Below are 12,100 nucleotides of genomic sequence, written 5' to 3'. Positions count from 1 at the left end.
TCCCCGGGGGCTTTGTGTTTTAAAAAATGCCTACCACATGCAAAAACACAATAATGATGGCAACAGGAGATAGATAACGAATGAGGAGCAGCCAAACCGCAAACCACTTTCGTTTGAGATTGGAACCGCTTTTCAGCTCGTCGAACAAATCCTGTTTCGGTATTTTTAACGGAACAAAAATCGAAATCAATAACGCGCCTAACGGCATTAAAATATTGCTTACAAGATAGTCTGCCGCATCAAAAATGGACAAGTGAAATATAGAGACATCACTTAAAACACCATATGATAATGCAGACGGCACCCCGACAATAAATATAGCAATACCGCCTATCCAAGCGAATCGTTTTCTCTTATTGACATCACCTTTTGAAAGCACCGCGACCAAAATTTCCAACATAGAGAAAGCGGATGTCAGCGCTGCAAATAAAAATAGAAGTAAAAATGCTAATAAAAAGATAATTCCGAACGGCATTTGATTAAACACGGTCGGCAACACATTAAATAACAGGACCGGCCCTTGGTCTGGTTTGAGACCAAATGAAAAGACAGCTGGAAAAATCGCAATTCCTGCCATAACAGCTACAAGTACATTCATCACAGTTACAGATACAGCGGATTGCACAAGGTTTTCCTGCTTCTCTAAATAAGCGCTATACGTTACCATAACGGATACACCCACACTTAATAAGAAAAAGGACTGACCCATCGCGTACAAAATCGTATTGGCGTCAATTGCTGAAAAATCAGGCTTCAGGAAAAATGTGAGCCCTTCCATCGCGCCATCAAGCGTTACGGAACGCACGATTAAAATCATAAATAATATAAAAAGCGCCGGCATTAATACTTGGCTTGCTTTTTCAATTCCGCTGCTTACTCCTTTTGCAACTACTAAAATGGTCACCACCATAAAGAGCAGCTGGCCTCCTACAGCCAAATAAGGATTTGAAATCGTACTTGCAAATATCGCATCAAAACCAGATGTTTGCGATAAACCGCCAGTGAACCCTTTTACAATATAAATTAAAATCCACCCGCCGACGACGCTGTAAAAAGATAATAGAATAAAGCACGTCGCCATGCCTAAATAACCGATCCAATGCCACTTCGTTCCTGGAGCAAGTGCTTTATAGGACTGTACGGCATCTTTCTGTGTTTTTCTGCCTATGATGAATTCACCTAACAATAAAGGCAGCCCGATTAAAACCGTAAATAAAATAAAAATAAGTAAAAATGCGCCTCCTCCGCTGGTTCCCGCTACATATGGAAACTTCCATATCGCGCCAAGCCCGATAGCTGATCCTGCCGCGGCTAAAATAAAGCCCAGCTTCGAAGACCATTGATTCGCTTCCTTCACCCTATCACTCCTATTTGATCTAACCATTATAAAGATTCATTGTAAGAATATCTTCCTATATAGTCAAGAATATTTTAATTAGTTTACATAATATATTTATTACCTATGATAAAAATCTAGTCTAATGATGATATTGAATTATTCTGAAAATTAATTATAATAAGAGAATGCTAAAAATCTGTGAGAATTTCTGCTGAAGTTCTTGATCAATGTGTTAGGAGTGTTTTTATGGACATCATTAGAAAAATAAGTCATTTCGCTGGGCAAACCTTTGGCATATGGGTCATTGTATTTGCTGTGCTGGGATTTTCTTTCCCGTCTTTTTTCACGTGGATCAGTTCTTATATAACGATTTTTCTTGGTATTATTATGTTTGGGATGGGACTCACACTGCAGACCGATGATTTCAAAGAGCTGCTCAGAAAACCTTGGCAGGTCATTATTGGGGTGATTGCCCAGTATACCATCATGCCGCTCGTTGCTTTTGGATTGGCATTTGGGCTGCATCTGCCAGCTGAAATTGCAGTCGGTGTTATTCTTGTGGGCTGCTGCCCCGGGGGAACCGCATCTAATGTCATGACATTTTTAGCAAAAGGAAATACGGCTCTTTCTGTTGCGGTTACAACCATTTCTACCTTATTGGCACCGGTCCTGACTCCAGTTTTGATTATGCTGTTTGCCAAGGAATGGCTTCCTGTCTCGCCAGGGTCTTTGTTTACTTCAATCTTACAGGCTGTTTTATTTCCAATTCTTGCAGGCGTGATCGTCAAAATGTTTTTCAAAAAACAAGTGGCAAAAGCCGTGCATGCCCTTCCGCTTGTTTCTGTTATTGGCATCGTTGCGATTGTCTCAGCTGTCGTCAGCGGCAACCGGGAAAATCTGCTTCAATCGGGTTTGCTCATTTTTTCAGTTGTCATCCTGCATAACGGTTTCGGTTATTTGCTTGGATTTCTTTGCGCAAAGCTTTTAAAAATGGATTACCCTTCTCAAAAAGCGATTGCGATCGAAGTCGGTATGCAAAATTCAGGACTTGGGGCGGCACTTGCCACGGCTCATTTCTCACCGCTATCCGCTGTACCAAGCGCGATATTCAGCGTGTGGCATAACCTTTCGGGTTCTATGCTTGCGACATATTGGTCAAAAAAAGCAAAAAAGAATCAAGCAGCATCTGACGGCAGCAATCTCCCTCTTTAAATACGCATCAAAAAAGGTACATCACTTTATCGTGATGTACCTTTTTTGATTAACCTTCTAATAAAAGCTGCTCAGGGTCTTCCAGTAAATTTTTAATTGTCACTAGGAAACCAACCGCTTCTTTCCCGTCTACAATCCGGTGATCATAAGATAAAGCGAGATACATCATCGGGCGGTTTTCGAAACGCTCTTCATCAATTGCCACAGGGCGTAGCTGAATTTTATGCATGCCCAGTATACCGACTTGAGGGCTGTTTAAAATCGGAGTTGACATCAGTGAACCGAAAGTCCCTCCGTTTGTAATGGTGAAAGAGCCCCCCTGAAGCTCGCTAAGCGTCAATTTATTGTTTCTTGCTTTTTTCGCAAGCTCGCCGATTTCTTTTTCGATTCCTGCAAATGTCAGGCGGTCCGCATCCCGTACAACCGGAACGACAAGACCTTCATCAGCTGCAACAGCAATTCCGATATCGTAGAATTTCTTAACAATCAGCTCATCGCCTTGAATTTCCGCATTCAAAAGCGGATATTTTTTCAATGCAGCGACAACTGCTTTTGTAAAGAAAGACATAAAGCCGAGCTTCACTTCGTTTTGCTCTAAGAATTGATCTTTGCGGCGTTTTCTGAGATTCATGACAGCCGACATGTCTACTTCATTAAAAGTAGTCAGCATCGCTGATGTTTGCTGAACTTCTACAAGGCGTTTGGCAATCGTTTGTCTGCGGCGCGACATTTTTTGCACTTCTACAGGTTTGTCAAAGCTTTGCTGTCCTTTTTGAGCCTTAGGCTGCTGCTGTTTTTGTTGAGGAGCCGGTTTTGACGCTGGTTTTTCATACGCTTCGACATCATGCTTGCGCACTCGTCCCAGCGGATCTCCCGTTGGAATCTGAGACAGATCTATTCCTTTCTCTCTCGCCAGCTTACGTGCTGAAGGAGAAGCGATCGTCCGTGATTTTGCTTCAGTTTGCGCTTCTTCGCTCACCTCTTGTGCCGCTGGTTCAGCTTGCTTTTCTTCCTTGCTTTCTGCTTTCTCTGAAGGAGCAGGGGCAGAACTTTCACCCGCGCCTTCTGAAATCGTGCCGATAATTTCTCCAACCTGGACGGTATCACCCGAATCTTTCAATACCTCTTGAAGTACACCCGATTCTTCTGCTGTTAATTCAACATTTACTTTGTCCGTTTCTAGTTCAAGCAGATATTCACCCTGTTCTACATAATCACCAGGCTGCTTCAACCATTGGGCTATTGTTCCTTCTGAGATTGATTCTGCTAATTCAGGTACCTTAATTTCCGCCATTTTTTCATTTCCCCCTTAGTTTTTGCGAGTCAAGCTATCAGATACGATACGTTCCTGTTCTTTTTTATGAACTGTCGGATCACCCTCTGCAGGGCTGGATCGTCTTCTTCGTCCAATATATTGAACACTTACTCCCTTTGGTGCAATTTCTGTCAAATACGGGCTGATATAACTCCACGCCCCCATGTTCTGCGGCTCTTCCTGCACCCAAATAATTTCTTTCAGGTTCGGAAGTTTTGCAAATAATTCTTTGACTCCTTTTGCCGGGAATGGATACAGCTGTTCAATTCTCGCAATGTGAAGCCACTCTTTATCGTCTTCTAACTTATTGAAATGATCGCTGATGTCTATGGACACTTTACCGCTGGACAATACCAGTCTGGTTACTTTTTCATAGTTATGAGAAAGTCCGGACTGTTCGTATACAGGCTGGAAGCGGCTTTCGCTGAGCTCTTGCACCTCCGAAACTGTATTCGGGTTGCGAAGAAGGCTCTTCGGCGTCATGATGACGAGCGGTCTGATCTCTTCACGAAGCAGCATTTTCGCCTGTCTTCTTAAAATATGGAAATATTGTGCGGCGCTTGTCAGGTTGGCGACCGTCCAGTTGTTTTCCGCTGCAAGCTGCAGAAACCGCTCGATTCTTCCGCTTGAGTGCTCAGGCCCCTGTCCCTCGTAACCGTGCGGAAGAAGCATAACCAATCCGGATTTTTGCCCCCATTTCGCGCGGCCGGCTGAAATAAATTGGTCAAAATACACTTGAGCCGCGTTGGCAAAATCTCCGTACTGCGCTTCCCACATGACAAGCGTTTCCGGTGAATGCACATTATAGCCGTATTCAAAGCCGAGAACCGACCCTTCGGACAGCGGACTGTTGTGGACAGCAAATGATGTGCTGCAGTCAGATAAGTGATGAAGCGGCACAAATTCTTCGCCCGTCTCACTGTCATGGAGCACGAGATTTCTTTGGGCGAACGTTCCGCGCTCCGAATCCTGTCCTGTTAAACGAATCGGTGTTCCGTCTTTCAAAATTGACGCAAAGGCAAGTGATTCTGCTAAAGACCATTCCACTTTTCTGTCATCATCAAATGCCTTGGCACGTCTTTCTAAAATGCGCTTCAGCTTGCCGAAAACGTTAAATGACTCCGGCCAGTTGACCAATTCGCCATTCAGCTTGCGGAGCACATCAAAATCAATGGATGTATCGACATCAGGAAAACCGTTTGAAACAGGCTCTGGAAGTTCAATTTCACTTGCGACTTGTTCCTTTTTAGCCGGCACTTTCTGATAAGCATCTTCAATGCGCTTTGTTACTGATTTTTCGATGTTTTGAACAACTTTCTCGGTAAGCATACCTTCGTTTACGAGCTTTTCGGCGAAAATTTGTTTGACTGTCGGATGCTTTCTGACAGCGTCATACAGCATCGGCTGAGTGGTTGACGGCTCATCCATTTCGTTGTGCCCGTAGCGTCTGTACCCGATTAAGTCAATCAGAAAATCCTTGTTGAACGTTTTTCGGTATTCGACCGCAAACTTAACTGCTGAAAGACAAGCTTCAGGATCGTCCGCATTCACATGGACAATCGGAATTTCATAGCCTTTTGCCAGGTCACTGGCGTATTTTGTTGATCTTGATTCAGCGCTTTCTGTTGTGAATCCGATCATGTTATTGGCGATAATATGGATCGCGCCGCCTACTTGATACCCCTTTAAAGAGCTTAAATTCAATGTTTCAGCGACAATTCCTTCCCCAGGGAATGCAGCGTCTCCATGAATTAAAATAGCAAGCGATTTTGTTTCATCCTGCACCGGGTATCCGCTTTGTGTTCTCGTTTCCTGTGCCGCTCTTGTGCTTCCTTCGACAATCGGATTGATAAATTCCAAGTGGCTCGGGTTGTTTGCTAACGTAATGCGCGCTGATTTTGTTTCAGCGTCTTGAAGCTCCCGATTCGCCCCGAGGTGGTATTTGACATCCCCTGTCCATCCGTAGCTGATTCCGATTGATCCCTCAGACGGGACTAGATCTTTGTTCGGCGCATGCTGGAATTCAGAGAAAATGATTTCATACGGTTTGCCGAGGACGTGTGCCAAGACATTCAGGCGCCCCCTGTGCGCCATCCCGATGTTGACACTCGTCGTGCCAGATTTAACAGATTGCGCGATAATGTCATCAAGCACTGGAACAAGAGTGTCCAAGCCCTCGATGGAAAAACGTTTCTGTCCGACGAACGTGCGGTGCAAAAACTGCTCGAAGCCTTCTACTTCTGTCAGCCTTTCCAGCACAGCCGACAGCTTTTCAGCTGAGCTTTTCCGGAACAGCTCTCCGGATTCAATCATTTTCGTCAGCCACTCGCGCTCTTTGAAGTCATGCACATGGTCAAATTCAAATGAGATGGTTCTTTTATACGTATTTCGTAAATACTGAATGGCTTCTAAACCGTTCGTAATGTTTTTAGGAGCGTCTTTGCAAATCACGGACGCAGGTATTGCTTTTATTTCCTCTTCTGTTAGCCCGTAGTCGGATAATGGAAAGAGTTCGCTCTTTTCCCCATCCTTTCTGAGCGGATTGACGGAAGCGTTTAAATGGCCATAGGTTCGGATATCTTCTGCAAGTCTGACTGCGGATGCGATCTTTTGAATTAGATCGGCTGTAACATGTCCCTTTTCTTTTGTTCCCGAGGCCTCTTTTATTTCGCTTGGCGGAGCACCGAGCTCGTCGAACATTTCCTTTAGATCCGGATCAACGCTAGTCGGATCCTGGGTATACTGATCGTAAAGCTCCAGCGCATAGCCGAGGTTCGGACCGTAAAAATCTTCCCAATTCATTCGTTGTTTCATACTATTTTGAAACATTTGAATATTACCCCCAACTTAGATAATCAAGTGAATGATTCACTATCTTAAAATAACTTTCGAACGCTGTGTCCAAAATTATGTAATAAAAACGCTTCCAACGATATTTTACCACTGTTTTTCATTTGATTCTACCTTGATTGTTCACAAAACAGTAAAAAACCTTTATAAAAAACAAAAAATTTAATCATTTAAAAAAAGAAACGCCAAAAAGCATAGGATAAAGGGCTATCCTATGCTTTTATGGAGCAGTTTTTTCAGCAGCGGATACAAAACATCCGGGAGCTGATCGACATCCGGGACAAATATGCTGAATTTTCCATACATATCCTGAATGGTCTTCATTTGCGATTCTTCTATTTCTGAATTGGAGAGAAAAACATTGATCACTTCAATTCCTCTTTTTCTGGCTTCAATAACCGCTTCACTTGTATCGACAATTCCATTTTGTTCATAGCCAAATGCTGCCGGCTCTCCATCTGAGAAAACGATTAGGAACTTTTGTGCCTCGCTGCGCTGCAGCATTGTTTTCGTCATTTGCCGGATCGCATAGCCGTCACGGTTATCTTCCTCAGGTTCAAGCTGCATAATTGCCGGTCCCGCCTCTTGTCTTAATGACGATTGAAAAGGAATAACCATATTGAAATAGTTTGGCTGGCTTGTTTCTGTCGCATCGTTTGTGTCCTCCCAGAAGCCGACAATCTGATGCGGAACTGCTACCGATTTCAACGCTTCGTGGAACAGCACGATTCCCCGTTTTGTTTCGTCCATTTTGTCGAACATGCTGGCAGAACAGTCAACCAGCAATGTAAAAACCGCGTCAATTTCTGAAGATGGTTCTTGCTTTTTGTAGAAAAGACGCGGATTTCGTTCAGTGAAGTAGCGGAGAAGCTTATTGTTCAGCCGTCCGGCATGAAGGTCTGTTCTTGGCAGTGTTTTTTTATGCTCCAGCGTTTTTTGAATCATCTGTTTCAATCGCTTTTGATACGATTCAATTGTTTTTGCCTGCTGCTTATAAGAAAACTCTTCTTCTCCTGTTGCCGGCTGCGGTTCTTTGTAAATTGGAAATGCGTATTTATTTTCTTTGCCGTCAGCCATACCCGCTCCGTTTGGCTGGTCTTTCTGGGAGTCCAGCGCCTCCAGCTTGGAATAATCTTTCCGTTTTGTTTGTCTGGCTGATCCTTGGACAGAGCCAAGAGCTTGGTCCCCATCGTCGCCTTCCCTTGAAGCGTCTTTCCCTAAATCTGATTTCGCCCCGTGTTCAATATCAAATTGCAGGAAGCTTTTAGCCGGTGCTTCTGTTTCCCGGTGCCACGTCGGCATGTCTTCCTCATGTATGTCCTCATCGCCGTCTGATTTTTTAGGAAGCGTGATGTCATCACTCAGCTTCGGCGCTTTCTTCTCTTCTTCAAATAACGGCTGTTCTGCAGCTTTTGCGTAATCAAGCTCAGGCAAAAAGAAGTAGGTGTTCAGCATGTCTTTATTGAGCACCTCTTCAAGCCCGTCCATGAGGTCTTCAACAATTTTCAGAACCTGCCGTGTCGAATGTGCATCATACACACGCAGGAGCTGCTGCTCAATATACGGGCGCATCAGATCAATATCTTCACGCATAAACGGAAGGGTTTCGAGCGGCGATTCCGCAGTCAGTTTGACATAAATCGCGCAAAAGAGCGCATCCGTAAAAATGCTCCGTTCCAAATTTAAGGTCAGCTGGGTGGAGAAATATTTTCTGTACATGTCTTTTCTCTTCGCAAATACATGTTTCGTACCCGGGCGCTCGTGTTTGATGCATTCCTCAATTCTGATGTCCTCAAGCAGCATAAACAGCTGCTTGGCAAAGCTTTTAAAACGAAGACGCCGATGGATATCATTCAAAAAGCTCGCAAACTCGTGCAGTGAACTATATCTCGTTCCGACTGAACGCAGGTAGACATCGCTTTTCAAACCCGCTTCCATGTCCTCAGCAACCCTGTCTTTCCAAAAGTGGCTCATATAGATTTTCTTTTCGAATGGATTGTAATAGGACTGAACGCCATACTCCACTTCTACCGCTTCACTCTTGGTGAGTGTTTTGGCCAAGTCAGTCAGCATCATAAATAAAAACGAATCAATTGTGCTGTCGTTAAATTTGATAAATTTCATCGCAGCTCCCTCATTCAAACAGAGTTTCTGCGATATTTCGGACGGCCGCCTTTTCCCGGTCATCATCAAGCTTCTCTACAATTCCCCGCTCAATAGCACGACGCGGCGGAATATAAGCGGCTAAATCACATGTATCGATTAAAGCTCTGATGGATGCTGCTTCTTCAGACACCTGTCCGTTATTGGTCTGAACGATCAAGTCAGAGGAAAGCGTGATAAATCTGTCGATCAATTTCTCGTCTTTCAGGGCTGACTGAGACATGAGCACTTGTTTCAGCAGCTCGCCTTTAATATAAGGCACATCAATGATGACAAAACGGTTTTTCAATGCTTCATTCAGCGGAACAGTTCCTACATAGCCTTCATTGATGGCTGCAATGACCCCGAATCCTCCTTTTGCCCTGATAACCTCGCCTGTAAACGGATTTGTCATCATTTTTCTGTAATCTAATACACCGTTTAAAATAGGCAGTGTTTCCGGCTTTGCCATATTGATTTCATCTATATAAAGAAAATGGCCTTCCTTCATTGCTTTTGTGACTGGCCCTGAAACAAACTCGATTGTCGCCTGGCCAGATTGGTTTTCAATCGTTTTATAGCCGACCAAGGCTTCAGCGTCCAAGTCAACTGAACAGTTGACACTGTGCATCGGTTTATGGAAATAACCGGATAATGTTTCTGCCAGTTTTGTTTTTCCTGAGCCTGTAGGCCCTTTCAGCAGGACATTTTTTCCCATGGCTAATGCGATTATGGCGTCAAATAAAATCGCTTCATCCTCCGCCTCATATCCTGACGTCCCGATGAGCGACTGGAACTCTGGAGAAATTGGCTGGTCTTTATATGCTAAAAGCTTTTGCTGTATATCTTCCGGCAATGTTAAGTGCTGTAATTGAGTTGTCATAGACAGGTTCCCTTTCCTATTCGTATTCCATTAACGAGTATACTAAAAAAGCCCTTGTATGCTCAATACAAAAGGGCTTGGATGATATTACTGCTTCTCATGATTGCCGGAAAGGGCTCCGCAGACGATACGCGCGCCTGAATTGCCGCTTGGGTTTGTCAAATAATCATCGGCATGTTCATGAATAATAAACGCACTCCCGTCTCGGTCGAGAATATTTAGTTTACTTCCTTTTTTCAAAGAGGTATCCGGCGCATTCATAATCACATCTACTTTTCCATCAGCACCGACTTCAAGGTTCGGCAAATCTCCGGCATGATGCCCCATCGGATTGTTGAAGCCGTGTTCATTGTTCAGCGGATTAAAGGGGCCTCCGGCTGATTCAAAATCCGGCCTGACACATGAGCCTTTCTCATAAATATGAAAACCGAGAGAAGCGCCGGGGCGCAAGCTGTTTGCGGAGATGTGAATATCGAGGCCTTCGTCATCTGATTCTTTAATTTCTATAAAACCGATTGCTTTGCCTTCACGATTGACCAGCTGGACATGATGACCAAATGCGGATGTTTCAACCGCCTTTTTTTCCGGCACCCGCTTAGGAGGGTCCGGAGGTTTTTTTTGTCCGCATCCCGCAACTCCCAGTGCCGTCAGCATCATCAACAGCAAGAGACGGTACATACTGTCTCCCCCTTGTTTTTTCTAACAGTGTGGTCAATCATTGTCCGAAATAAACAAAAAAGCCTATATAAAGGCTTTTTCATCATACTCATTTTTAAAAATAACTTCTTGCGCCCAAGTAGCGTTGTTTCCAATACGAATTGCTGAGATTGGAAATGTCAACACCCGATGAACTTGCATGAATAAAGTCTCCTCCGCCTAGATAAATCCCCATGTGAGACGGGCCGGATTTATATGTGGTAAAGAAGACAAAATCTCCGACTGAAGGCTGGCTGACTTTTTGCATGACATTCCAATACCCCGCCGTACTCAATCTTGATATAGATGATACATTATTAATGAGGTAATAAATGAAACCGCTGCAATCAAACCCTGCAGGCGTGTTTCCGCCCCAGCGGTACGGCACCCCGACATATTTTTTCGCTTCTGTTATCATTCTGTCAATCTTTGATCCTATTTGAACGTTTGATCCTGAGTTGTCTTTTGGCTTTGTCTGTTTCGAATTGTCAGACTTTGTTGTTCCCGAAATCGTCAGAACCTGTCCGATTTGCAGCACATCAGATGATAAATTGTTTTTATCCCGGATGCTTTGCACAGTGACTCCGAGCTGATTCGCGATTTTCCACAGCGAATCGCCTGCTTTCACCTTGTATGCAGTTGTTTTTGAGGGATTGCCGTTTGACGGCTTCTTGGAACCGCTGTTCCCGGTCTTAGATGAACTGTTCCCTTTTATTTTGAGTACTTGCTTAGGGTAAAGCGTATCAGATGTTAAACCATTTAAGGTTTTCAATTCAGCTACAGTCATATGTAAGCTGTTTGCAATTTTCCACAATGAGTCACCAAGCTTAACGGTATATGTACTTTTCGAAGAGCCGGAAGAATCGGAGCCGCCGCTATTTTTCTTCGGTTCGTTTGTACCGCGTGAACTGCTTGTCCCTTTGATTTTAAGCTTTTGTCCGGGACGAATCAGGTCGCTCGTCAGGCTGTTTAAGCTTTTAAGCTCGGATACACTCATTTTATGATTTTTCGCAATCATCCATAGCGAATCACCATATGCAACCGTGTATGTAGACGTTTTGCTTGAGCTTGATGAGGATGGCGTGCTTTTTTTGCCCTGTTCAGGAATCTTAAGGCTTTGACCGACATAAAGCACCGTTGATTTCAATTTATTTTCGGATTTCAGTTTGGATATTGTCGTATCATATTGGCGGGAAAGTTTCCAAAGAGAGTCACCGCTTTTTACTTTTATCGTTTTTGCTTCCGCGGGTGCTGCGGCCATCGATGACCCAACAACTGCAGAAACTGCCAAACCGGCTACAATCTTCTTTTTCATTCATTCAACCTCCTAAACCGTTTTTTGCATAAACAGCTAGCATTTTGTTTCCAAAAATGGCACACATCAATTTTATCGTCACTTTTTTAACGAGTTACACCCTTTTCAATCATTCGGCAGTATATGTCAGCAATGTTCGACCTTAAACTTTCAAATAAACACCTAACATTTTACATAAGCTGTATATATTTTTCGAAGGTCTAAGGCACTATTTAAGCGGGGGTAAAAATGATGGTTTTCTATTGATGAATGGAGCAGATTTTCCTCCTTTCTTGTCTGTTTTTCTTATCATTCTCTATCGGCATGCCAAATCCCTTCACGAAAAAATATAAAGCCTGTTCTATTGGT

General features: G+C 43.7%; 8 protein-coding genes. 1 reads left to right on the top strand and 7 read right to left on the bottom strand.

Annotated elements, in window-relative coordinates; genetic code table 11:
- Positions 1-19: 19 nt before the first annotated feature.
- A complete protein-coding gene (locus V756_RS0115035; RefSeq protein ID WP_024715379.1) occupies positions 20-1,357 on the bottom strand; it encodes a sodium-dependent transporter in 1,338 nt (445 codons plus the stop codon).
- Positions 1,358-1,585: 228 nt separating this feature from the next.
- Here V756_RS0115035 and V756_RS0115030 point away from each other — a divergent pair, with 228 nt between their 5' ends.
- Positions 1,586-2,551 carry a bile acid:sodium symporter family transporter gene (locus V756_RS0115030; protein WP_024715378.1) on the top strand — a complete coding sequence of 322 codons (966 nt, stop codon included), beginning with the start codon at positions 1,586-1,588 and terminating at the stop codon, positions 2,549-2,551.
- Between the two features lie 49 nt (positions 2,552-2,600).
- Here V756_RS0115030 and odhB read toward each other — a convergent pair whose 3' ends face one another.
- The 6 genes from odhB to V756_RS0115000 form a co-directional block, all read right to left on the bottom strand.
- Positions 2,601-3,845, bottom strand: a complete 1,245-nt coding sequence (gene odhB, locus V756_RS0115025) for a 2-oxoglutarate dehydrogenase complex dihydrolipoyllysine-residue succinyltransferase (RefSeq protein ID WP_024715377.1) — start codon at positions 3,843-3,845, stop codon at positions 2,601-2,603.
- A 15-nt stretch (positions 3,846-3,860) separates the two neighbouring features.
- The gene (gene sucA / locus V756_RS0115020; protein ID WP_024715376.1) at positions 3,861-6,695 is read right to left on the bottom strand and encodes a 2-oxoglutarate dehydrogenase E1 component; all 2,835 of its coding nucleotides are present in this window, start codon (positions 6,693-6,695) and stop codon (positions 3,861-3,863) included.
- Positions 6,696-6,923: 228 nt separating this feature from the next.
- Complete coding sequence (locus V756_RS0115015) at positions 6,924-8,840, bottom strand: vWA domain-containing protein (RefSeq protein WP_024715375.1); 1,917 nt, start codon at positions 8,838-8,840, stop codon at positions 6,924-6,926.
- 10 nt (positions 8,841-8,850) lie between these two features.
- Positions 8,851-9,741, bottom strand: a complete 891-nt coding sequence (locus V756_RS0115010) for an AAA family ATPase (protein ID WP_024715374.1) — start codon at positions 9,739-9,741, stop codon at positions 8,851-8,853.
- An 87-nt stretch (positions 9,742-9,828) separates the two neighbouring features.
- Positions 9,829-10,419, bottom strand: coding sequence for a superoxide dismutase family protein (locus V756_RS0115005; protein WP_024715373.1), 591 nt, complete (start codon positions 10,417-10,419; stop codon positions 9,829-9,831).
- A gap of 94 nt (positions 10,420-10,513) precedes the next feature.
- Entirely contained in the window at positions 10,514-11,752 is a 1,239-nt protein-coding gene (locus V756_RS0115000) for a C40 family peptidase (protein WP_024715372.1), read from the bottom strand.
- Positions 11,753-12,100: the final 348 nt, after the last annotated feature.

The sequence above is a fragment of the Bacillus tequilensis KCTC 13622 genome (genome assembly GCF_000507145.1).
Lineage (GTDB): Bacteria > Bacillota > Bacilli > Bacillales > Bacillaceae > Bacillus > Bacillus tequilensis.
This window is presented reverse-complemented; position numbering and strand designations above follow the sequence as displayed.

Excerpts from the sequence above, each read along its gene's own strand:
- V756_RS0115005 (WP_024715373.1), bottom strand. The coding sequence starts at position 10,419 with ATGTACCGTCTCTTGCTGTTGATGATGCTGACGGCACTGGGAGTTGCG.
- V756_RS0115000 (WP_024715372.1), bottom strand. The coding sequence starts at position 11,752 with ATGAAAAAGAAGATTGTAGCCGGTTTGGCAGTTTCTGCAGTTGTTGGG.
- sucA (WP_024715376.1), bottom strand. The coding sequence starts at position 6,695 with ATGTTTCAAAATAGTATGAAACAACGAATGAATTGGGAAGATTTTTAC.
- V756_RS0115010 (WP_024715374.1), bottom strand. The coding sequence starts at position 9,741 with ATGACAACTCAATTACAGCACTTAACATTGCCGGAAGATATACAGCAA.
- odhB (WP_024715377.1), bottom strand. The coding sequence starts at position 3,845 with ATGGCGGAAATTAAGGTACCTGAATTAGCAGAATCAATCTCAGAAGGA.
- V756_RS0115015 (WP_024715375.1), bottom strand. The coding sequence starts at position 8,840 with ATGAAATTTATCAAATTTAACGACAGCACAATTGATTCGTTTTTATTT.
- V756_RS0115030 (WP_024715378.1), top strand. The coding sequence starts at position 1,586 with ATGGACATCATTAGAAAAATAAGTCATTTCGCTGGGCAAACCTTTGGC.